The sequence below is a fragment of the Brachyspira murdochii DSM 12563 genome (assembly GCF_000092845.1).
GTDB classification, from domain to species: Bacteria; Spirochaetota; Brachyspiria; order Brachyspirales; family Brachyspiraceae; genus Brachyspira; species Brachyspira murdochii.
In genome coordinates this window covers 2,317,364-2,341,933 of the sequence record NC_014150.1, presented here as the reverse complement: position 1 = coordinate 2,341,933, position 24,570 = coordinate 2,317,364, and the positions used below count along the sequence as shown (strand labels likewise).

The window sequence follows — 24,570 nt, the reverse complement described above, 5'->3', positions numbered from 1 at the left end:
ATAATAAAATAATTATATCATATAATTATAATTATAAAAATTAATAAACTGAATTTTTTTATTTCAAACTCCGATATTTAATAATAATCTCAATTTATGGATTTATTATGATTAAAGATTTATATATAGAAAATTTCAGAGGTTTTGATAAATTAAAAATAGACAATATAAAAAAAATAAATTTTTTGGTAGGTAAAAATAACTGCGGTAAAACAAGTATACTTGAAGCCTTAATGCTCACTTTATCAGAATCCCGTATCAAGATAATTGAAAATATAAAAGCTATAAATAGATTCACAGATAATAAAGCTGAAATACGAACTCTATTCCATAATTTTGACTATAATAACAATATAAATTTACATTATACTAAATATGATAATAAAAGCTATAATATAAATATAAGCCCAATATTTAAAGATGAAAAAATAATTAATGATGATAATATTGAATTAAATTATAATATAATTATTATTGATGAACATTCTAATACCATAGAAGAAAAAAAAATAACAATACCTAACATTAATAATACTATATTTATGATGAACAGAAAAACTGAAAATACAGATAATAAAAGAGAAGCATATATACCTAATATAATAGAATATAATTTATTAGTTAACTATTTAATTGAAATATTAAAAAATAAAAATGAAGAAGAATTACTAAAAATGATTTCATTTTTCAATAAAGACATAAAAGCAATTAATATACTAAAAAATGATATATACATTAATATCAATGGTATAAATGAATTAGTATTATTAAATTTGATGGGTGATGGATTAAAAAAATATTTATCTATTATACTGCCTATAATAACAAATAAATATAATACCATTTTAGTTGATGAAATGGAAAATGGTTTGCATCATAAAACTATAAAGCATTTATTAAGAAGCATATTAAATCTAAGCAAAAATAATGATATACAAATGTTCTTTACAACACATAGCTATGAAGTATTAAAATTTTTATCTGAAATAGTTATTGATGAGTTTGAAGATATAAAAGATACTATAAATGTTATAAATATAGTGAATACAGAAACTAAAGGTTTTCAATCTTATAACTATGATACACATTGTATCAAAGAGCTGCTTGAAAATGATTCTGATATAAGGTACTGATTATGAAGCAAAAATATTTAATATTAGTTGAAGGTAAAGCCGACAAAAAGTTTTTAGAATTATATTAAATATCATTATAATTATATAAATAACAATATAAAAATAGAAATAAATGGCGGTAAAGATTTTAATGAAAATAAAGTTATTAATATAAAAAAATACATTGATGATAATTATAGATTAATTGTTATATTTGATGCTGATAATGATATAAAAAGTTCTATGAATAATATAAAAATTAACCTAAAAAATTATATTGCTGATGATGATATATTTTTATTTCCAAATAATAAAGATAACGGAAATTTAGAAAATATGCTTATTAATATTGCTGTAAGAAAAGAAATAATGAATTGTTTTGATAATTATATAAGATGCATAGAAAAATTGGATAATACTAATATACCAGTAAACAAAGCAAAAATATATGCTTATTTAGAATCAATAAAAGGATATAATCAAAAAGAAATTAAAGATGATAAAAGAAATTATACAAATAATGAAATTTGGAACATATCTGATAATTATATAAGCCCATTAAAAAATTTTTTTGATAAATACTTATTAAGTAAAAATTTAAATATATAAAATTTGTATACTAACTCTATAAAAATCTATTGTAATATCTAAATTCACCGCACGCAGTATGAAATTAAAAATATAATTTAATTGTGCTTTCTAATTTTGATTATATATAAGATTACACTTAACGTGCGTAGAGTAGATTTTTAAATTTAATAAACTCTTGGGTGGGTGCTAAAATTTCTGATTGAACTATAAAAACAATAAAAATTAAAATTACAAAATAAAACAATAAAATATAAAGGGTGGGCAGTTTATAATAAATTATTAAATTTATTTATATTGTTGAGTAAAAACTTTAAGAGAGTTAATTATAAAAATCATAAAAAATAAATAGTGTAGTGTGCAATAAATTTAAAATAATATTATCACTTGAAAAATATAGAGTTTTGCAATATAATTTTTGTCATAAAAATATGTAAATAATAAATTAATTTTTTATTAATAAATAGTATCAAACTACGGAGTGTTAATTATGGAATATAATTTTACTACCATTGAAAAGAAATGGCAGAAATTCTGGAAAGATAATAATTCTTTTAAAACAGTATCTAAACCTACAGACAAAAAATACTATGTACTGGAAATGTTTCCTTATCCGTCTGGTAAAATGCATATGGGGCATGTTTCTAACTATACTATAGCTGACTCTATAGCTAGATACTATAGGCTTTTAGGATATGATATCTTGCATCCTATGGGTTGGGACGCTTTTGGTATGCCTGCAGAAAATGCTGCTATAGAACATAAAACTCACCCAGCAGAATGGACTTTAAAAAATATTGCTAACATGAAAGAGCAGTTAAACTTACTTGGATACTCTTATGATTGGGACAGAGAAGTTACTACTTGTCTACCTGACTATTATAAATGGGGACAATGGTTTATATTAAAAATGTATGAGAAAGGTCTTCTATACAGAAAAGGCGGAGACGTTAACTGGTGCGATCATTGTAATACAGTTCTTGCTAATGAGCAGGTTACTCCTGAAGGAACTTGCTGGAGATGCGACGGAGAAGTTACTAAAAAGAAATTAGAACAATGGTATATAAAAGTTACCGATTATGCTGAACAATTAGACGCAGATTTAAAATTACTTGAAGGATACTGGCCTGATAATGTTATAGCTATGCAGAAAAACTGGATAGGAAGAAGTGTTGGTGCTTATGTTAATTTTACTTTAGATGACGGAAAGGATTTTCCTATATTTACAACCCGTCCGGATACTATTTACGGTGTTACTTACATGGCTATAGCTTGGAATTATGACGGACTTTTAGATATGTGTACAGCTGAGCAAAAAAATGCTGTAGAAGAGTTCATAAAAAAATCTGCTAAAATAGATCAAAAAACTGATTATGAGAAAGAGGGGGTATTCACTGGAAGATATGTTATTAATCCTTTCAATAAAGAAAAAGCTCCTTTATACGCTGCTAATTTCGTTTTGGCTGAATACGGAAGCGGTGCTGTAATGGCTGTTCCTGCTCATGACCAAAGAGACTTTGAATTTGCTAAAAAATATAATATACCTGTAAAAGTGGTTATACAGAATGCTGATAATTCTTTGAAAGCCGAAAACATGACTGAAGCATATACTGAAGACGGAGTTGTTGTTAATTCGGATATTTTAAACGGACTTTCTACAAGAGATGCTATTAAAAAAGCAATTAGCTATGCATCAGAAAAAGGTTTCGGCAGCGAGAAAGTACAATACAAACTTAGAGATTGGCTTATATCAAGACAAAGATATTGGGGTAATCCTCTTCCTTTTGTACATTGTGAGAAATGCGGAATTGTTCCTGTGCCTGAAAGCGAACTTCCTATAACTCTTCCTATGGATATTGAGTTTACAGTTGGAGATAACCCTCTTAAAAAATCTGAGTCATTCGTTAATACGACTTGTCCTAAATGCGGAGGAAAGGCAAAAAGAGAAACTGACACTATGGATACATTTACATGCAGTTCTTGGTATTATGCAAGATATACTGATGCTCATAATGATAAAATGCCTTTTGACCCAGCTATTGCCAATGCTTGGCTTGGAGTTGACCAGTATATAGGAGGTATTGAGCATGCTTGTATGCACCTTTTATATTCAAGATTCTGGTACAAGTTTATGAGAGATATCGGACTTATCAAAGGAGATGAGCCTTTTAATAGACTTCTTACTCAAGGTATGGTTTTAGCAAACAGCTATGAATCAAGAGAGCTAAAAAAATTCTATACTCAGGAAGAGATGAATAATAAAGCATATGAAAAAGACGGTATAAAAAAAGAAGATATAATAGTAAAAATGGAAAAGATGTCTAAATCAAAAGCGAATGGTATTGATCCTACTGAGATTATAGAGCTTTTTGGGGCTGATGCCGTTAGAATATTTGTTATGTTTGCTGCTCCGCCAGAAAAAGATAAAGAATGGTCTGATGAGGGTGTTAAAGGTTCTGCAAGATTTTTAAACAGAATTTGGAACTTATTTCTAAAATACAAAGATGAAGAGGCATTCAAAAATAATAAATCATTTGATTATAATAACTTATCAAAAGAAGCTAAAAATCTTTATAAAAAATATCATAAAACTATAAAAAAAGTTACAATAGATATCAAAGACAGATTCCATTTTAACACTGCAATTGCTGCTTTGATGGAGCTTTTAAATGATATGTCATCAATAAAATTAAATGGTGATGATGAATATGCTATGTTTAAAGAGGTTATAAGAGGATATTTAATACTTCTTAATCCTATAGCTCCTCATATAACAGAAGAGCTTTATCAGATATTAAACTTTGGTAAGATGATACTTGAAGAAAGCTGGGTTGAACATAATGAAGAGTACTGCAAAGATGATGTATTTGAATTAGTATTTCAAGTAAATGGTAAAATAAGGGACAGAGTAGAAGCTGATATTAATATAAGCGAAGATGATGCTAAAACTCAGGCACTATCAAGCGAAAAAGTAAAACAGTTTACAGACGGCAAAAACATTGTTAAAGTAGTTTATGTTAAAGGTAAGCTTGTAAACATAGTTGTAAAATAATATTTAATTAATTTATAATAATAAAAAAGAGTATGGACTTAAAAAATCCTTACTCTTTTTTATTTGGCTTTAATTACATCCCGCCCTTTATATTTTATTGTTTTATTTTCACATTTTAATTTTTATTATTTTTATAGCCTGATTACAAATTAAAGCACCCGCCCAAGTGTTTATTAAATTTAAAAATATTTTTCTACGCACGGTAAACTGAATTTCATATATAGTCAAAATGAGAATTTATAACTAGTTTATATTTAGAATTTCATTTAACGTGCGTTGTAAAAGCTGTAAATTTAAATAAAGCTAGTGTTGAAGTTAGAATAAAATTTTTTAGTTAATTAAATTTTATTTCAAACCTAATTCATCTTCAATGTTTTTTATATTTTCTATGACGGTATTATTAGTAGTATCTAACTCCAAAGCTTTTTTATAATCTTTTAATGCCTCTTTATACATTTTTAAACTATATTCAGCATTTGCTCTATTAAAGTAAGCTTCAAAATAATTATTATCAAGTTCTATTGCTCTATCATAATCTTTAATAGCATCTTCAAAAAAACCCATATCATATTTAATCATTCCTCTATTATTATATGATTTAATATGATTTGGATCTATTTTCAAATCTTTATTATCTTTTAAAGCTTCTTCATAAAAGTTTATAGCTTTATCATAATCTTTTAAACGAAATTTTTCTAATTTAGATTTGTCTATATGCTTTTTTAAAAAATAGTTGAAGATTGACATTGCTAGCTCCTATATGATAAAGATAAATAATTATAACATAAATAATTTTTCGTATTTTAAAATTTTATTTAAAAATTTTTATAACTCCTCACTTTAGAATTTATTACTTTAATTTGAATTACAATTTTATATAGATTTCATTATTTAAAAACATATATTAGATCCCGACCAAAATTTTTTTAAATTTATGGCTTTATTCAACGCACGGTAAGCTGAATTTCATATATAGTCAAAATTAGAATTTATAACTAGTTTATATTTAGAATTTCGTTTAACGTGCGTTGTAAAGACTGTAAATTTAAATAAAGCCAGGGCTGGCGTTATAATAACAGTAAAAGTTTATAAAAAAATATAATAACAACAAATAAAAATTATAATATAAAATGTGTGGTGGTGGGAGAATAAAATTTTTATTAACAAATTAATAGACTTGTTTCAAAACTCAACTTCTTAATATTTATAGTTTTTTAATTTAATATTTTTTTAATTATAGTTGTGGCTTTGCCCTTACGAAGTACACAGAGTGCCGCTCTGCGTGCCTTCGGCAGCGAAAGACTGCAGGTTTATATACTAAAACAACAGTTTATACAACATGTAAAACATAGTATTTTTAATTTAAAAAATTAAATAATTTCATATTTAATGTTGTCAAATAGTTTTGAAACAAGTCTAATATAAAAAATATTGCCTCTGGAGTTTACTTCAATGATATAATATAATTATAGAAATCTATTATGAAGGAGATAAAAAAATGAAAAAAGCTATATTAATAACTATACTCTCAATATTGTATGTACTGTCATGCAATAATTCATCAAATGCTCAAACAAGCATAAATATTGAAAATAATAATCAAAATAGCTATTCTAATATAATTTATAATCAGGAACTAAAAAAATCCCCAATCAATATACAAACCAATGCAAATGGAAGAGTAAAATCAAGAGGATTTGCAGCAGTTTCAGCCAATATGGACTTTAAATATCATGAGTTTACAAGACATGCCGTTGGAGAAAATGATGTACTAATAGAAATACTTTATGCAGGAATATGCCATAGTGATATACATGTTGTTGAAGGTAAATCAAGCAGCAATCCGCTTGTAGTGGGACATGAAATAGTAGGAAGAGTTGTACAAGTAGGAAGTAAAGCATCAAAATTTAAAGTTGGAGATTTTGCTGGCGTAGGCTGTATGGTAAACTCATGCGGACAATGTGAAAGCTGCTTGAATAATTTGGAACAGTATTGTTTAAATAGAGCGGTTTATACTTATGGTTCAAGGGATAGATTTCATAGCAATGAGATAACTCAAGGAGGATACTCTGACAATATAGTAGTATCTGAAAACTTTGCAATACTTATACCAGATAATGCCGAACTTGATAAAGCTGCTCCTCTCCTTTGTGCAGGTATCACTACTTATTCACCTATAAAAGATATGAATGTGAAAAAGGGAGAAAAAATAGGTATTGCAGGATTTGGAGGACTTGGCTATATGGCAGTAAAATATGCTGTAAAACTAGGTGCTGAAGTTACAGTTTTTGACATCACAGAAGATAAAAGAGAGGACGCTTTAAATATGGGGGCAGTAAAATACGTTAATGTAAATAATGCAGAAGACTTAAAAAATGTTAATAATACTCTTAATTATATTATAAGCACAATACCATCATACTATGACGTAAACATGTATATGCGTATGCTAAAAAGAGGCGGTACTATGTGTTTATTAGGGCTTCCTAGAACTTCAAAAATGCCTACACTTACTGCTATGATAGGTCAACATGGCAGTAAGAAATTATTCGGCTCTTTAATAGGCGGAATAAAAGAAACTCAGGAAATGCTTAACTATTCTATAGAAAATAATATTTATCCTACAGTTGAGATAATAAAAGCTGATGCTCAAACTATAAAAGAAGCATACAAAAAAGTTATAGACGGAAAGGTAAAATTTAGATATGTAATAGACATGCGTACTATAACCAAATAAAAAATAATTACTCAAAATAAAGGCTGATAACAGCCTTTATTTTTTAATAATACAAAATCTATTATATTCTACTTGTTTTTATTAAAATTAAAGCATATCTATAAACACAGAAAAATCATTTGATAAATACTCATCTGATATTTTTATCTTGCATTTTAAATCCAAATTTTTTACTATATCACATACCATATTAAATACATCATCTTTTTTATAGTAATAATATTTATCTCCATATTTTTCTTTGCAGGAAATATCAAGAAGATTAAAACATACACCTTTTCTTGCCGCAATCAAGAAATTTTTTAAAGCATTTTTCAAAAACTCTTCATTGTTGCCAAGATTAAGATTAAATATACCAGAAGAATATATATAGTCAAAATCATCTTCAATATCAGAAGTCTTAAAAAAATCAATAGTCATAAATTGAGGATTGATATTTTTAAAAACTTTCTTTTTTGCCCTTTCAATCATCTCCGGCATTATATCTATACCAATATAGTATGTGTCGATATTTTTTTTATCTATATACTCAGCCAAATGTCCAAGTCCGCAGCCTACATCAAGCAAAATAGATTCTCTTATATCAAAATGCTCAAGCAAAGTTTTAAACCTAGCCTCCTGAGCATCTTGTGATTCCCAGTCCAAAACCTGATATTCTGGTATATTAAAATCTTTTACCCTTTCAATGTAATGTTCTATTATAATTGATTTTTTGTCATTCATAAATAGTCCCGAAAATATTTTTTTATTTTTATATTTTTTATTTTAATAATAATTTATACATAGTCTTATGATTATAATTTTTATTAGAGTCAAATATTATGCTTGGAAAATGAGGGAAATTAACAGCAGCAGGTAAAAACTCTGTCTCAAAACAAAAAGCATTATGCTTATTCAAAACTGTATTTCTCACCTCTCTGTTATCAAGCATATTACCAGAATAAAAATGCATAGCAGGCTTTGTGGTATAAAGTTCTAAACATATTCCTGTTTTTTCACTATAGCATGAAGCCCTTAATTTATTAAAATTATTGCTGTCATTTGTATATGACAAGATATTTTTTTCATTGAATATAAAACAATTATCATAACCATTTGCTTCTTCTATATCAGCACCTATTTTTTTTGTTTTGCTAAAATCAAAAGGAGTATTTTCTGTTTTTAATATCTCACCGCTTGATACGCATTCTTCTGTTACTGGAAGATAAAACAAAGAATCTATAAATAAATCATGCTCATATATAGCACCTTCTCCATTAAGATTCCAATATGCATGATTAGTTAAGTTCAAAGGTGTAGGAGCATCTGCACTTGCCAAATAATTTATTAATATTTCATTATCATCTGTTAAAGTATATATTATTTCAATATTCACATTGGCAGGATATCCTTCCTCCCCGTTTTGAGAAAAATATGTAAATGATACGGAGTTATTTCCCAATACTTTAGAATCAAATTTCTTAAATGAAATACCTTCTGTACCTCCATGCAAATGATGTTTATTATTATCATTTTTCGCCAATTTATATGTTATCCCATCAAGAGTAAACTCGGCATTTATAGTTCTATTGGCTACCCTTCCAACAGAAGCCCCTATATAATCATGAGGCTTTAAGTAAAATGAATAATCATCGCTTCCAAATGATACCTGTACTTCATTTCCGTTTTTATCCTTAAAAAATACTCCAGTTATAGAAGCACCTATATCTGTTAGTTTTAATATCATGTCATTTTTATTTTTTAATTCATACAAAAGGTAACCGTTTCCAAAATTTTTAGCCTGCATATTTATAAAGCTCCATATCTTATATATTAGTGATAAATTATATCATTATATCTTATTTTTTCAATAAAATAATAATAAAACACATTGACAATTATCGATATGTTTGCTATACTATATATCGATATATTTCGATATGTTTGCAGTAAATAAAAAATAATACAGGAGACTAAATGCAAGATTATAAAAATAATTCAATAGTATTCAAAGCACTATGCGATGAAAATAGATTAAAAATATTAGAAATGATTAAAGATGGTGAAATATGTGCATGCAAACTTTTGGAAGAATTACATATAGTACAGTCTACACTATCACATCATATGAAAATACTCTGCGATTCAAATATTGTAGTAGGAAGAAAAGAAGGCAAATGGACTTATTATAGTTTTAATGAAGAAGGAATAAAAAATGCAGAAAAATTATTAAGCTATTATACAACTATAGTATCAGATAAAAATGATGAAAGCACATCAAAATGCAAATGCGAAAAATAAATTATTGAGGATAAAATAATGGATAATATGAATAATAATGATGAAAAAAAAGAAAATATAAGTTTTTTTCAGAAATATTTAACATTGTGGGTATTTATATGTATGATTATAGGGGTATTAATATCAAAATTTTTACAGGTAATACCAAACACATTAAATAAATTTGAATATGCAAATGTATCAATACCAATAGCCGTATTAATATGGCTTATGATATACCCTATGATGATGAGTGTAGATTTTCAAAGCATAAAAAACGTTACCAAAAATCCGAATGGTATTTTTTTAACTTGGGCTGTAAATTGGCTTATCAAACCTTTTACTATGTTTTTTATATCATCTTTCTTTTTCTATACTATATTAAATAATATAATACCTGAGGATTTAGCAAAAGAATATTTGACAGGTGCTGTGCTTTTGGGGGCTGCTCCTTGTACTGCTATGGTATTTGTATGGAGTGCTTTAACAAAAGGAAATCCATCATATACTGTTGTTCAGGTAGCAACCAATGATTTAATAATACTCATAGCATTTGTTCCTATAGTAAAATTCTTATTAGGTATATCAAATGTTACAGTACCTTGGGATACACTATTTTTATCTGTGGTATTGTTTGTACTTATACCGCTAATAGCGGGAATCGCCACAAGAGTTTATGTATGCACTAAAAAAGGGACAGAATATTTCAATAATATTTTTGTACATAAATTTGATAATATAACAGTGATAGGATTATTATTAACATTAATACTATTATTTAGCTTTCAGGGAAACATTATATTATCAAATCCTTTACACATAATTCTAATAGCAATACCTTTAATATTACAAACTTTTTTAATATTTTTCATAGCTTATATTGCAGCTTATTTATTAAAACTTCCTCCATAATATAGCATCTCCTGCTGCTATGATAGGAGCTTCCAACTTCTTCGAGCTTGCCGTTGCTGTGGCTGTATCATTATTCGGAGTTAATTCTGGAGCTGCTCTTGCTACTATTGTAGGAGTATTAGTAGAAGTACCTGTAATGCTCACCCTTGTAAAAATAGCAAATGCAACAAAAAATAAATTTAAAAATTAATAAATTGGGGTAATAATGCAAAACATAATATCAATATGCAGTGTTTTATCTATAAATGGTAAATGTTATTACTCTAAATATTTTTAATACAAAAAGTTTAGAAGTTAATTTAAAAAATAAAATTAGGAGTTATAAAAATGTTAGTTATAAAATCAATATTTGTTTTTATACAGGATCAGATAATATCTATGAAATGGCTCAATACATTGATAGGCAATATATTAAATAATTTTGCCCTATCAGAAACAATGAAGGGAGTAATACAGTTTTTTATTTATGATGTTATAAAAATATTTGTACTTTTATCTGTACTCATATTTTGTATATCATATATTCAAAGCTATTTTCCTCCAGAGAGAACCAAAAAAATATTAAGCAGATTTAATGGAATATCAGCAAATATATTAGCAGCACTTTTCGGAACGGTTACTCCATTTTGTTCATGCTCTTCAATACCTTTATTTATAGGATTTACCTCTGCTGGCATACCTATTTCTATGACATTTTCTTTTTTAATATCTTCACCTCTTGTAGATTTGGCTTCTTTAATACTTTTATCAAGTGTGTTTGGAATGAAAATAGCTATAGCTTATGTTATTGTAGGGCTTGTACTTGCTGTTGTAGGAGGTACTTTAATAGGCAAACTAAAAATGGAAAGATATTTAGAAGATTTTGTTAAAAATATAAAATCAAATGCAGATGTAGAAATACAGACTATGACAAAAAAAGATAGAATTATATACTCAAAAAATCAGGTAATGCAGACTATAAAAAAAGTTTATTTATATATTTTTATAGGAGTTGGAATAGGAGCTTTTATACATAATGTTATACCAGAAGCATGGATAAATACTGTACTAGGAAAAAATAATTGGTATTCTGTTCCTTTAGCAACTTTGGTTGGTATACCAATGTATGCAGATATATTTGGTACTCTTCCAGTAGCTGAAAGTTTATTTTATAAAGGTGCTGGAATAGGAACTATTTTATCATTTATGATGGCGGTTACTGCTTTATCACTTCCGTCAATTATTATGATAAAAAAGGTAGTAAAAATACAGCTTCTTGTTCTTTTTGTGGGTATAGTAACTTTAGGAATAATAATTATTGGATATTTATTTAATAATTTTTATTTTCTATTTGTATAAATAATATATAATAAAAAAATAAAAAAAAGGAGATAAAACTATGTCATCAGAAAAAAATTGCTGCTGTGGTGGTTCATCATCAAATGCTAGAATTAAAATATTAGGAAGCGGCTGTTCAAACTGCCAAAAACTTGAGAAAAATGCTTTAGAAGCTGTAAAAGAAATTGGTATTGATTTAAGTGTCGGACATGTACAGGATATGGCACAAATAGCTTCTTACGGTGTAATGTCAACTCCTGCTTTGGTGCTTGATGAAAAAGTATTATCATATGGAAAAGTGCTTACAAAAGATGAAATCATCGCTTTATTAAAAGATAAAGTAAAATAAATAAGCATACTTCTTAATTGTATTTAAGGCTTAGATATATATTGTATCTAAGCCTTTTTTGTATTATTTTTTTAATTTTAAATTTGCAATTATTTCAATATACCTATATTATGTATTTAGAAATTATGAATTAAAGGGTATTTAAAAAATTATGATTAAAAAAAATATAGAATTCGGCTGAGGCTGTTTGCCTGATCCTCTAGAAGATGAGGAAAGAGAAATAGAAAAAATATTATTATTAGGCAGAAATGATGATGATGCTTCATTAAATATGCTTAGCAATATCAGAAATGCTATATTAGATTTGGATTTGGATTTATCTATAAAATTTACAGAAAGTAAGGGGAGTATGTCATATTACGGAGTTATGACTTTGCCTGCACTTATTGTTAATGATGAGCTTGTATCATATGGTGAGGTATTAAGTAAAGAAACAATAATAAATATTTTAAAAGAAAAATTATAAGAGTATATAAATTTTAATAATAGCTTTAGAGCTTGTAATTCTTAATATTATAAAACAAATTAAAAATTATGCCTTTAAGCGAATAATTTTTAATATATAAAACGAATTAAAAATTATGAGCCTCTGATAAGAGCCTTTAAGCGAATAATTTTTAATATATAAAAGGAGAAACATATGTCATTAAAAGATCTTTTTTTCGGCGGAAACTGCGGCTGAGGACCTGCCATTAATCTCTTCGGTGAAGAGGAAACAAATAAAGAGTCCCCTGTAGAGGCTAGAGTAAAAATACTTGGAACTGGATGCTCTAACTGTCAAAAATTAGAAGAAAATGTAATAGCTGCTATTGAAGAGGCTAAACTAGATTTGATAGTTCAGTATGTAGAGGATATGGCTGAAATAGCTTCTTATGGTGTAATGTCAACACCTGCTTTAGTTTTAGATGATAAAGTGCTTTCATATGGAAAGGTATTAAGCAAAGAAGAGATAATAAGTTTATTAAAAGAAAATATATAATAAAAAATAAAAATATTATCTATTAATTAAGAGAGTTTGAATATTTTTAATATTTAAACTCTTTTATTTTTTAAAAAATTTTATAATTTATTATTGACATTTCATATTTATTTTACTAATATAGTAGTATGTCAGTATAATTGGAGAGAGGACATTCTATGTCATATATAGTGGGTTTCGGTGAAATAATGTTAAGACTTTCATCAGCAAACAATGAAAGATTATTTCAATCATCAAAACTTAATGCCACATTTGGAGGAGTTGAAGCCAATATATGCGTTTTAGCTTCAATATTTGGTTTAAAAAGCAGATATGTAACTGCTCTTCCAGATAATGTTATAGGAAAAAAAGTTGAAGAGTTGCTGTTAAGCCACAAGGTTGATACTTCGGCTATATCTTGGGAAGGTAAAAGACTCGGCATATATTTTGTAGATCAGGGAAATAATTATAGAAGTTCAAATATTATCTATGACAGAGAATATTCTTCTATATCACAAGCATTAATAGAAGACTTTGATTGGGATAAAGTATTTAGAGATGCATCATATTTTCATGTAAGCGGAGTAACACCAGCAATTAGCCAAACTGCTGCCGATCTTACACTATATGCTGTGAAAGAGGCTAAAAAAAGAAATGTAAAGGTATCATGTGATATAAACTATAGAAAAAAATTATGGAAATACGGAAAAAGAATAGATGAGGTAATGCCCGAAATAATAAAATATTCTGATATAGTTTTTGCTAATGAATACGATGCCGTTAAAATTTTGGGCGTACAGAGCAATATAGATGTTGATTCAGATATAAGCGACAATGATTATAAATCTATTATGCAGCAATTAATAGATAAATACTCTTTGGATATGGCAGTAACAACAAGAAGAGAAATAATAAACTCAAATCATAATAACATATACAGTCTTCTCTATAAAGATAATAATTTATACAAATCAAAAAAATACTATATAAAAAATATTATCGATAGAATAGGTACAGGAGACTCATTTGCTGCTGGAATACTTTCAGGAATACAGTTATTTACTGATTATCAGGATATATTAGAGTTTGCCGCAGCTTCTTTTTGCATAAAACACAGTATACCCGGAGATTGGAATTTAACTACAAAAGAGGAGGTTATAAATCTTATGAAATCTAAAGACGGACTTGATGTAAAAAGATAAATTATTTGAAATATTCAGGAAATTTACTTTTTAAAAAAACCATGTCATCTTTTACATGAGTAATATGAGCTTCTATTAAAGAAAGAAGTTTTTTCACATTTTTTTCTTTAATATGTTCTAATATATTTTTATGTTCTATTAATGTTCTTCCTCTATCCATTTCCAGCATATTAAATATTCTTACTCTATTAAAGTGTTTTATAGAATCCCTAATAAGATTATATGTTAGTTTTTTATCTGCTATAAAAAAAAGTATTCTATGAAATTCATTATCCAAATCTAGAAGTTCATAAAGTTTATCAGTGTTAATATTTTTTTCATATGCTTCTATATTTTTATTTATAAGTTTTATATCTTTTTCTGTAAAATTCTTACAAACAATTTTGATTATTTCTTTTTCAAATACCATTCTCATAAAACTCGTTTCTTCTACAATAGAAGTATCTATTAATGATACCATAGTACCTTTTTGCGGATATATCTCTATTAAATTTATTTTCTCAAGTCTGGAGAAAGCCTCTCTTATAGGCGTTCTGCTTATTGATAGCATTTCACTTATAATCTTTTCACTTATAAAAGTACCAGGTACCAAATTCATTGTCATAATATTATATTCTAAACATCTTACAGCATAATCCCCTATAGGTTCATTGATATCTCTTTCAAGTACTATAATATTATCTGCATTATTATTTTTAGATTTAGGCATAGTGTCAAAGTATATCCTTAAAAATATTTATTATTAAAAATATCAAATAAGCATACATTATTTATTAATAAACTTCAAGGTATTTAAAATAAATAAAAAATATAAAAAAGTTCTGTTTTTTATTGACAATGGTATTTTATTTTACTAAAATACTAGTATGTTAGTAAAGGAGTTTTTATTATGAAAAAATTATTTATTAGTATCATAAGTATTGCATTATTAGCAAGCTCTGCAGTATTCGCTCAGCAGGCAGCAAATACGCAAACAAATCCAGCATTTAAATTTTTCAATGTATATCCCGGCTCAATGAAAATGCTAAGTTTTTATGTTGAATATGCTTCAGGAGATCTAACAGGTTTGGGAAGCAATCCTAAAGGTGCAAGAACTATGGAAAATTTTGATACAAAACTTACATATTTGCAGACATTAAAAAGTGTACCTTGGTTGGGATTTGGATTTATATTCCAAGCACAATATGATAATCTTACAGGTTGGAATAGAATAGAAGGAAACAGACCAGGAAAAAATCTTGCTAATCCTTTTAATTATTTAGAATTAACAGCAAATGTACATTTCTTAAATACTTTTAGTTTGGGACTTACTTCATCAGGAGATTTTGTATTTGTAATGTATTTGAATAAAAAACTTCCGGATGTTGCAGCTTTCAAATCTCACTCTATAACATTTATGGCTCAGCAGAATATATATTTAAGAGGAAATCAGTATGATCCTAATTCAGGAAAATTAACTCAAGGCTGGTATGATGGTACTGAGTTTAGAGTAGCTTATCAAATGCGTTTCAATGATTGGTTTGCTTTAAGACCAGAAATACAATTCAAAATATTATCAGGTGCTCAAACTGATTTCAATAGTTGGTATTGGATAAGATTCAATCCTCGTTTACAGTTCTTCTTAGAAGAATGGACTTTCTTCTTTGAACCTAGATTATTCTACGGCGGAATATTTAAAATGGGAACATCTGAAGCAAATAAAAAAGGTTTAGGATTTGAACTTAAAGTTGGTATTGACTTGACAAAATTATTCTTTGATTAATTAATATATAAAATTATAGATTTACGGAGGAAATTGTTTTTATGGTTAATTCTATGTTATATCCTAGGGAAAGCAGAACAAGAAGAGTTGTTGATATATCTGGAATGTGGGAGTTTAAAATAGACTCAAACAATGAAGGCAGAAAAAATGGTTATGCCAACGGATTAAAAGATACAACATTTATACCTGTACCATCTAGTTTTAATGATCTTTTTACAGATAAAAACATAAGAGAACATGCCGGAGATATATGGTATGAGACATCATTCTATCTTCCTTTAGAATGGAAAGATAAAAATGTTAATATAAGATTCGGCTGTGCTACACATGAAGCTGCTGTATATATTAACGGAAAAGAAGTATGTACGCATGTAGGCGGATTTATGCCTTTCAATGCTCCAGTTAATGAAGCTGGAATATTCGGAGAAAAAAATAAGTTAGTTGTAGTTGTTAATAATGAGCTTAGCAATACTACACTGCCTTGCGGACACACAGAAACTAAACCTTCAGGAAAAAAATATATCAAACCTTCTTTTGATTTCTTCAATTATGCTGGTTTGAACAGACCTGTAAAAATTACCGTTACAAACAAAGAATATATTTATGATATAGATATATTATCAGATATAAACGGCAGTGACGGAATTGTAAATTACGAAGTACATACTACAGGTGAAAATAAAGTATTCGTAAAAATATACGATGAAGAAGGAAAAGAAGCAGCAAGTGCCGAAGGAAAAAATGGAAAAATAGTTATTAAAAATGCTAAATTGTGGAATCCGAAAGCTGCTTATTTATACAAATTTGAAGCATGCATTAAAAACGGTGAAGAGCTAATAGACGAATATTATCTTGACTTTGGAATAAGAACAATAAAAGTTGAAGGCACAAAATTCTTAATAAACGGAAAACCTTTCTATTTTACAGGATTTGGAAAACATGAAGACAGTGAAACAGCTGGAAGAGGTTATAATCCTCCTGTAATAAAAAGAGATTTTGAACTTATTAAATGGATAGGTGCTAATTCATTTAGAACATCTCATTACCCATATAGTGAAGAGATAATGCAGGCTGCTGACAGAGAAGGTATAGTTATTATAGATGAAATAGCTGCTGTTGGTATGTTCGATGTGGGATCTGTATTAAATCCGGGTGCTTCAAAAGCTGATTATTTCTCTTTGGAAGAAGTACATACAAAAACTAAAGAAATACATAAAAAAGCTGTAGAGGAGCTTATTACAAGAGATAAGAATCACCCTTCTGTTGTTATGTGGAGTTTATTTAATGAACCTGACACTTCCAAAGATGAAGCTTTGCCATACTTTGAAGATATATTCAACTTTGCAAAAAGTATAGACAAACAAAACTTACCAAAAACTTTTGCTGCTATTCAGGCATCTGCTCCGGGTAAATGCAAATGCATGCATCTATGCGATGTAATTACATTAAACAGATATTACGGCTGGTATTTCTTGGGCGGTTATGAAATAGACATGTCAGAAGAAAAATTCAGAGAAGAGATGAACCTTTATAAAGACATGAACAAACCTGTTATGTTTACAGAATATGGGGCTGATACTTATGCAGGTGTTCATAAACTTCCTTCTGTTATGTGGAGTGAGGAATATCAATGCGAATACTACGAAATGAACTTCAAAGTTTTTGATAGTTACGACTTTATAATAGGCGAGCAGTTATGGAACTTTGCTGATTTCCAAACTACTGAAGGAATATTCAGAGTAGACGGAAATAAAAAAGGTATATTTACTAGAACTCGTCAGCCTAAAGCAGTTGCTCATTACATAAGAAGCAGATGGACTAAATTACCGCTAGATTACAAAAAATAATAATTGAAAAAACTATGGGTAGGAAATTAAAAATAATTCTCCTGCCCTTTATAAAAAATAGGAGGCACAAAATATGGATAATACAATTAATTATCATAGAGCCAAAATATGGCAGATAGCATTTTTTGCTTTTAATAACACCGCTACTAATTTATACATGTTTTTTATGTTTTTTATATCATACTATGCCACTGGAATGTTGGGATTGGGAGTAGTTTTGGTATCTACACTTCTTACTGCTATGCGTATTTGGGACGCTATAACAGATCCTTTTGTTGGTTATTTACTAGATAAAACTAATGGAAAATTTGGTAAAAACAGACCTTTTATAGTTGCCGGAAATATCGTAATGATTATATCTTGTATTATAATGTACAAATTTGTATATAAAGCTCCTGAAAATATGAGATTATTATTCTTTATATTGGTATATGCTGTATATATTATAGGATATACTTTACAATGTGTTGTTACAAAATCAGCTCAAACTTGTCTTACTAATGATCCTAAGCAAAGACCTTATTTTACAATATTTGACGGAAGTTATAATGTTGTATTATTTGCTGGTATGCAGATTGTAGTCTCTAAAGTGTGGATACCAAAATACGGCGGTTTTAATGCTGAGTTTTTTAATACTTTCTTAATATTTACTATAATAGTATCTGCTGTATTATCTGCACTAGCTATAATAGGATTATGGACTAAAGACAGAACAGAATATTTTGGACTTGGAAAGCCTCAATTAATTACTTTTAAAGATTATTGGACTGTTATAACAAAAAACAGAGCAATACAAATGCTTGTAATTGCAGCTTCTACAAGTAAACTTTTTGTTACTATACAATCTAACTCTATAGTATTAGTTATGCTTTACGGTATAATATGCGGAAATTATGCTTTAAGCGGTGAGGTTTCTGCTATATATAGTATACCTAGTATAATTATAATAATATTGGGTATGAAATTTGTAGCTAGCCGTATGGGTCAGAGAAAAGCATTATTATTTGGTACTATAGGCTGTATAATATTTGCTGCTCTTCTATTATTATTATTTATCTTTGGAGAGCCTACTACTATGAGCTTTAAAAATCCTAATTTCTTTACTATAGCATTCATAGTATTATGGATATTAATGCAGGGTTTTGCTGGAATATCTACTAATATAGTTATACCTATGACTGCCGACTGTGCCGACTATGAAACTTATAGATCTGGAAAATATGTTCCGGGTTTGATGGGTACATTATTCAGCTGCGTAGACAAAATAATATCATCTTTCGCTACTACTATAGTAGGACTTTTAATTGCTATGATAGGCTTCAAAACTACTCAGCCTACTCCTGATACTCCATACACAACAGGAATTTTCTGGGTAACTATGTTTTGTGTATTCCTTGCTCCTATGATTGGATGGGTATTAAATATAATAGCTATGAGATTCTATCCTCTTACTAGAGAGAAAATGGAAGAGATACAAGGAGCTATAGCTGAGATAAAAGCTAAAAATCAATAATATAATTTTTGCTTGACAGTTTATATTATTTTTGTAAAATTAATATACTAGTATACAACTTAGAGGCTATAAAATGAAAATTAATATTGAAAACTTAATAAACAATAAAACCTTTTTTGAAAAAAATAATATAGAAATACCAAAATATGATATAAAACAAATTAGAAAAAATACAAATGAAAAACCAACTTGGATTCATTTCGGAGCTGGTAATATATTCAGAGGTTTTGTTGCGAGAATAGCGGATACTCTTTTAAATGATAATGTTATAAATACTGGTATAATAGCTGTCGATACACATAGTGCTGGAAGAGATGATGATTATGAAATGCTTGAAAAAGTTTATAAGCCTTTCGATAATCTCACTCTTTTAGCATCTATTAAAAGTGATGGGAATATAGATAAAAAAGTTATAGGAAGCATTACTGATATACTTCATGCTGATTTTATCAATTATTATGAAGAATTAAAAAAAATATTTATATCAGATTCGCTTCAAATAGTAAGTTTTACTATAACAGAAAAAGGTTACTCTATAAAAGATTCTAATGGTAATTATAATAAAATAGTTGCTTATGATATTGAAAATGAACCTAAAAAAGCAAAAAATATTATGAGTATTGCTTGTGCTATGCTTTTAGAAAGATATAAAAACGGAGCCTATCCTATAGCAATGCTTAGTATTGATAATTGTTCTAATAATGGGGATAGATTAAAAGATTCTATTATTGAAATAGCTAATGAATGGGTAAAAAAAGGCTTTGCTGACAATGGATTTATAGAATATCTTGAAGATAATAAAAAAACTGCTTTTCCTTTTAGTATGATTGACAAAATTACACCTAGACCTTCTGAAATTATATCAAAAAAACTTGAAAGTATAGGGCTTGAAGATATGCAGATATTCAAAGTAGGACATAATCCAATGGCTGGATTTGTTAATGCGGAAGTGCCGGAGTATTTGGTTATTGAAGATTCATTTCCAAACGGCAGACCTGATTTAACTAAAGCAGGAGTATATATTACAGACAGAGAAACTGTAAAAAACTCTGAAAAAATGAAAGTTACTACTTGTTTAAATCCTCTTCATACAGCTTTGGCGATATTTGGGTGTTTACAAAATTATGATTTTATATATAATGAAATGAAAGACCCTCTATTAAAAAAACTAGTTGAAAGAATAGGATATGATGAGGGTATGAAAGTAGTTATTAATCCTAAAATTTTAAATCCAATGAACTTCATCAAAGAGGTTATCGAAGAAAGATTAGTCAATCCATATATACCAGATTCTCCTAAAAGAATAGCTGCAGACACTTCGCAAAAAATACCTATCAGATATGGAGAAACCTTAAAATCTTATGTAAAAAACGGACTTGATACCTCTTCTTTAATTGGAATACCTATAACAATAGCAGCTTGGCTTAGATATTTAATGGGAATAGATGACAATGGCAATACTATGGAAATAAGCCCTGATCCTATGCTTGAAGAATTGCAGAAACATATAAAAAACATAAAATTTAAAGATGTAAATAGCGTAGGAGATAATTTAAAACCTATACTATCAAACAAAATTATATTTGCTTGTGATTTATATGATGAAAAAATAAATCTAGGAAACAGAATAGAAGAATATTTCAAAGAAATGATAATAGGCGTAAATGCTGTTAGGGAATGCTTAAACAAATATATTAAATAAATTAAGGAGAAATTCTATTATGATAATGACTTTAAGATGGTTTGGAAAGAATTTTGATTCTGTTACTCTAAAACAGATTAGACAAATACCCGGAGTAAAAGGAGTTATAACAACTTTATATGACAGTAAGGTTGGAGAAGCTTGGAAAGAAGAAGATGTACAAAAATTAAAAAAAGAAGTTGAAGAAGCCGGATTAAAAATATACGGCATAGAAAGTGTAAATATACATGATGATATAAAAATAGGTTTGCCTAGCAGAGATAAATATATAGAAAACTACATAAAAACATTAGAAGTATTAGGTAAATCTGGAATTAACTTAGTATGTTATAACTTTATGCCTGTATTTGACTGGACTAGAAGCGATTTAGCAAAAGTAAGACCAGACGGAGCTACTGTTTTATCTTATGACCAAGATGTAATAGATAAAATAGATCCTCAAAAAATGTTTGAACAAATTGATTCAAATTCTAATGGATTTGTTTTACCCGGATGGGAGCCTGAAAGACTCAGCAGATTAAAAGAGCTTTTTGAAATGTATAAAGGTGTTGATGATGATAAATTATTTGAAAATTTAAAATATTTCTTAAGTGCTGTAATGCCTACTTGTGAAAAATACAATATCAAAATGGCTATACACCCTGATGATCCTGCTTGGCCTGTATTTGGACTTCCTAGAATTATAGTTAATAAAGAAAACATTTTGAGAATGGTTAATAGTGTCAATAGTCCTTGTAATGGTGTAACTTTATGTGCTGGTTCTTTAGGTTCTAATCCTAAAAACGATATACCTGATATAGTAAGAAGTTTGAAAGGTAAAATTTTCTTCGCTCATGTTAGAAACTTAGAGTATACTGCACCTGGAAAATTCCAAGAAGCAGCACATTTATCAAGCGACGGTTCTATGGATATGTTCGCCATTATGAAAGCATTTTATGATATAGGTTTTGAAGGACCTTTCAGACCAGATCATGGAAGAGCTATTTGGGACGAAGTATCTATGCCCGGATACGGACTTTATGACAGAGCATTAGGTGCTGTTTATTTACAAGGTTTATGGGAAGCTATAGAAAAAATGAGTAAATAATTATACATATATCATTAATGCAATACGGTTATAAAAGTTATAATTGTATTGCATTTATTTTAATTAAGAGGGATAAATATTATGAGAAATTTTATGGATAAAGATTTTTTATTATACAATGATACAGCTAAAATACTTTTTCATGATTATGCTTCTAAATGTCCTATATTTGACTATCATTGTCATTTGAGCCCAAAAGAAATTGCTGAAAATAAAAAATTTAATAATCTTACTGAAATTTGGCTTTACGGAGATCATTATAAATGGAGAATGATGAGGGCAAATGGAATAGATGAGAAATTTATAACAGGAGATGCTGAAGATTATGACAAGTTCAGAGCTTGGGTAAAAACTGTGCCTAATTTAATAGGAAATCCATTATATCATTGGAGTCATTTGGAGCTTCAAAGATATTTTGATATTTATGAAATTATAAATGAAAATAATGCTGATATAATTTGGAAAAAAGCTAATGAAAAATTACAGAATATGACAGTTAAAGATATTCTTAAAAAATTTAAAGTTCATACAATAGGCACTACTGATGATCCAATAGATGATTTAGAATACCATAAATTAATAAATGAAGGAAAAGCTCAAATAGGTAAAATTGATACAAATATAGTTCCTTCTTTCAGACCAGACAAGGCTATTAATATAGAAATGCCGGACTTCAGCGAATATATAAAAAAGTTAGAAAAAGCAAGTTCTGTTAATATAAAAGATATAAAATCATTAGTTGAAGCTTTATATAATAGAATAAATTATTTTAAAACTTTAGGCTGTGTATCAAGCGATTGTTCTTTGTCATTAGTACCTTTTGATTTAGATGATGAAAATAATATAGATGCTATTTTCCAAAAGGCTATGAATAAAGAAAAATTGTCTTTAGAAGAAATAGAAAAATACAAAACATATATACTTATTAAATTAACTCAAAAATATAAAGAAGCAAATCTGGTTATGCAGATACATATTTCAGCTATGAGAAACAATAATGAAGTAATGTTTAAAAAATTAGGTGCTGATACAGGATATGATTCTGTAGGAGATTCTAATATTATAGAAAAATTATCATCACTATTGAAAACTGCCAATAATAACGGAGGACTTCCAAAGATTATTTTTTATAGTCTTAACAATAAAGATTATTATCCGCTTTCTACACTTATGGGCTGTTTTCAAGATGAAGGCATAAAAGGTAAAATGCAGCTTGGTTCTGCTTGGTGGTTCTTAGATAATAAAGACGGAATGGAAGAGCAGTTAAAAGTGCTTGCAAACAGCGGTTCTTTAGCCTTATTTGTAGGAATGCTCACTGACTCAAGAAGTTTTCTTTCATATTCAAGGCATGAATATTTTAGAAGAATACTATGCAATTTAATAGGCAAATGGGCAAAAGACGGCGAAGTGCCTAATGATATTAAATATTTAGGTACTATAATAGAAAATATATGTTTTAATAATTCTAATATTTACTTTAATAGTTAAGTATGATAAATTAAAATTATCTATTATTTTTTACGGAGTTTTTATGTTTGAAAAATATATACAAAATAAAATTATACCTGTAGTGGTTGTAGAAAATGAAGAAGAGATAAGAAATATAGCCGAACTTTGTTTGGAGTTTCTGCCTTCTATAGAACTAACACTTAGAACAGAATACGGATATAAAGCATTAGAAATATTAGCAAAAGACTACCCTACTCTTCCAAGGGCAGCTGCTACTGTTTTAAATACAGAACAAGTTGATAAAATACTTGATTTGGGAACTAATATAATAATAAGCCCAGGTTTTCAGCCTATTATGCTTGAATATGCTAAAACTAAAAAATATAATTATATACCCGGTGCAGCAACACCTTCCGAGCTTGAGCAGTGTTTAGCTTATGGGCATAAATATATAAAATTTTTCCATGCTGGTTTATTCGGAGGCATTAATTGGATAAAAAATATAGCTCCTGTTTATCAGCATACAGGTGTTAAATTTATGCCTTTAGGAGGAGTAAGCATTGATAATGTAAAAGATTATTTAGAAAATAAGCATGTATTTGCCTGCGGAGGTTCTTGGCTTTGCCCTAGAAACTTAATGGAAGAGAAAAACTGGAAAGAAATTAGAAAAAGATTTGAAGAGGCTTCTAAATTGATAAAAGAATTAAATAAATAACTCTTATTT

The 24,570-nt window shown here is 28.0% G+C and carries 23 protein-coding genes; 19 read left to right on the top strand and 4 right to left on the bottom strand.

What is annotated here, in order from left to right; genetic code table 11:
* Positions 1–107: 107 nt before the first annotated feature.
* The 3 genes from BMUR_RS10330 to leuS all read left to right on the top strand — a co-directional run bounded on the left by BMUR_RS10330 (position 108) and on the right by leuS (position 4,752).
* Complete coding sequence (locus BMUR_RS10330) at positions 108–1,133, top strand: AAA family ATPase (protein ID WP_013114503.1); 1,026 nt, start codon at positions 108–110, stop codon at positions 1,131–1,133.
* Between the two features lie 63 nt (positions 1,134–1,196).
* Positions 1,197–1,721: a DUF3226 domain-containing protein gene (locus BMUR_RS15035; protein ID WP_322785249.1), complete on the top strand. Its 525-nt coding sequence runs from the start codon at positions 1,197–1,199 to the stop codon at positions 1,719–1,721.
* Positions 1,722–2,190: 469 nt separating this feature from the next.
* Positions 2,191–4,752 carry a leucine--tRNA ligase gene (gene leuS / locus BMUR_RS10320; protein ID WP_008727890.1) on the top strand — a complete coding sequence of 854 codons (2,562 nt, stop codon included), beginning with the start codon at positions 2,191–2,193 and terminating at the stop codon, positions 4,750–4,752.
* A gap of 345 nt (positions 4,753–5,097) precedes the next feature.
* On the opposite strand, the gene BMUR_RS10315 is transcribed toward leuS, so the two are convergent.
* Positions 5,098–5,499, bottom strand: a complete 402-nt coding sequence (locus tag BMUR_RS10315; RefSeq protein ID WP_013114501.1) for a tetratricopeptide repeat protein — start codon at positions 5,497–5,499, stop codon at positions 5,098–5,100.
* Positions 5,500–6,250: 751 nt separating this feature from the next.
* Between BMUR_RS10315 and BMUR_RS10310 the strand changes: the two genes are divergently transcribed.
* Positions 6,251–7,489 (top strand): NAD(P)-dependent alcohol dehydrogenase, encoded by a 1,239-nt coding sequence (locus tag BMUR_RS10310; protein ID WP_013114500.1) that lies wholly within the window; start codon positions 6,251–6,253, stop codon positions 7,487–7,489.
* 87 nt (positions 7,490–7,576) lie between these two features.
* On the opposite strand, the gene BMUR_RS10305 is transcribed toward BMUR_RS10310, so the two are convergent.
* Positions 7,577–8,212, bottom strand: a complete 636-nt coding sequence (locus tag BMUR_RS10305; protein ID WP_013114499.1) for a class I SAM-dependent methyltransferase — start codon at positions 8,210–8,212, stop codon at positions 7,577–7,579.
* 37 nt (positions 8,213–8,249) lie between these two features.
* The gene (locus BMUR_RS10300) at positions 8,250–9,275 is read right to left on the bottom strand and encodes an aldose epimerase family protein (protein ID WP_013114498.1); all 1,026 of its coding nucleotides are present in this window, start codon (positions 9,273–9,275) and stop codon (positions 8,250–8,252) included.
* A 170-nt stretch (positions 9,276–9,445) separates the two neighbouring features.
* Between BMUR_RS10300 and BMUR_RS10295 the strand changes: the two genes are divergently transcribed.
* The 8 genes from BMUR_RS10295 (at position 9,446) to BMUR_RS10265 (ending at position 14,486) form a co-directional block, all read left to right on the top strand.
* The gene (locus tag BMUR_RS10295) at positions 9,446–9,769 is read left to right on the top strand and encodes an ArsR/SmtB family transcription factor (protein ID WP_013114497.1); all 324 of its coding nucleotides are present in this window, start codon (positions 9,446–9,448) and stop codon (positions 9,767–9,769) included.
* A gap of 18 nt (positions 9,770–9,787) precedes the next feature.
* Entirely contained in the window at positions 9,788–10,660 is an 873-nt protein-coding gene (arsB, locus tag BMUR_RS10290; RefSeq protein WP_280513011.1) for an ACR3 family arsenite efflux transporter, read from the top strand.
* A 19-nt stretch (positions 10,661–10,679) separates the two neighbouring features.
* Complete coding sequence (locus BMUR_RS15285; protein WP_275041394.1) at positions 10,680–10,850, top strand: arsenic resistance protein; 171 nt, start codon at positions 10,680–10,682, stop codon at positions 10,848–10,850.
* A gap of 137 nt (positions 10,851–10,987) precedes the next feature.
* Positions 10,988–11,998 carry a permease gene (locus tag BMUR_RS10285; protein ID WP_013114496.1) on the top strand — a complete coding sequence of 337 codons (1,011 nt, stop codon included), beginning with the start codon at positions 10,988–10,990 and terminating at the stop codon, positions 11,996–11,998.
* Positions 11,999–12,038: 40 nt separating this feature from the next.
* Positions 12,039–12,326, top strand: coding sequence for a thioredoxin family protein (locus tag BMUR_RS10280; protein ID WP_013114495.1), 288 nt, complete (start codon positions 12,039–12,041; stop codon positions 12,324–12,326).
* 151 nt (positions 12,327–12,477) lie between these two features.
* A complete protein-coding gene (sec1, locus tag BMUR_RS10275) occupies positions 12,478–12,792 on the top strand; it encodes a thioredoxin-like selenoprotein Sec.1 (protein ID WP_222832558.1) in 315 nt (104 codons plus the stop codon).
* 225 nt (positions 12,793–13,017) lie between these two features.
* On the top strand, positions 13,018–13,305 hold the full coding sequence (locus tag BMUR_RS14505; protein WP_083771116.1) for a thioredoxin family protein: 288 nt from the start codon (positions 13,018–13,020) through the stop codon (positions 13,303–13,305).
* A gap of 158 nt (positions 13,306–13,463) precedes the next feature.
* The gene (locus BMUR_RS10265; protein WP_013114493.1) at positions 13,464–14,486 is read left to right on the top strand and encodes a sugar kinase; all 1,023 of its coding nucleotides are present in this window, start codon (positions 13,464–13,466) and stop codon (positions 14,484–14,486) included.
* 1 nt (position 14,487) lies between these two features.
* Here the strand turns inward: BMUR_RS10265 and BMUR_RS10260 are convergent, their stop codons facing one another.
* Complete coding sequence (locus BMUR_RS10260; RefSeq protein ID WP_013114492.1) at positions 14,488–15,195, bottom strand: GntR family transcriptional regulator; 708 nt, start codon at positions 15,193–15,195, stop codon at positions 14,488–14,490.
* Positions 15,196–15,375: 180 nt separating this feature from the next.
* On the opposite strand from BMUR_RS10260, the gene BMUR_RS10255 reads away from it, so the two are divergent.
* The 7 genes from BMUR_RS10255 (at position 15,376) to BMUR_RS10225 (ending at position 24,561) form a co-directional block, all read left to right on the top strand.
* Positions 15,376–16,248 carry a hypothetical protein gene (locus BMUR_RS10255; RefSeq protein ID WP_013114491.1) on the top strand — a complete coding sequence of 291 codons (873 nt, stop codon included), beginning with the start codon at positions 15,376–15,378 and terminating at the stop codon, positions 16,246–16,248.
* 41 nt (positions 16,249–16,289) lie between these two features.
* A complete protein-coding gene (gene uidA, locus BMUR_RS10250) occupies positions 16,290–18,095 on the top strand; it encodes a beta-glucuronidase (RefSeq protein ID WP_013114490.1) in 1,806 nt (601 codons plus the stop codon).
* Between the two features lie 73 nt (positions 18,096–18,168).
* On the top strand, positions 18,169–19,608 hold the full coding sequence (locus BMUR_RS10245; RefSeq protein ID WP_013114489.1) for an MFS transporter: 1,440 nt from the start codon (positions 18,169–18,171) through the stop codon (positions 19,606–19,608).
* Positions 19,609–19,681: 73 nt separating this feature from the next.
* Positions 19,682–21,310: a mannitol dehydrogenase family protein gene (locus BMUR_RS10240; protein WP_013114488.1), complete on the top strand. Its 1,629-nt coding sequence runs from the start codon at positions 19,682–19,684 to the stop codon at positions 21,308–21,310.
* A gap of 19 nt (positions 21,311–21,329) precedes the next feature.
* Positions 21,330–22,397, top strand: coding sequence for a mannonate dehydratase (gene uxuA / locus BMUR_RS10235; RefSeq protein WP_013114487.1), 1,068 nt, complete (start codon positions 21,330–21,332; stop codon positions 22,395–22,397).
* An 81-nt stretch (positions 22,398–22,478) separates the two neighbouring features.
* The gene (gene uxaC, locus BMUR_RS10230) at positions 22,479–23,885 is read left to right on the top strand and encodes a glucuronate isomerase (protein WP_013114486.1); all 1,407 of its coding nucleotides are present in this window, start codon (positions 22,479–22,481) and stop codon (positions 23,883–23,885) included.
* A gap of 43 nt (positions 23,886–23,928) precedes the next feature.
* Entirely contained in the window at positions 23,929–24,561 is a 633-nt protein-coding gene (locus tag BMUR_RS10225; RefSeq protein WP_013114485.1) for a bifunctional 4-hydroxy-2-oxoglutarate aldolase/2-dehydro-3-deoxy-phosphogluconate aldolase, read from the top strand.
* Positions 24,562–24,570 lie beyond the last annotated feature (9 nt).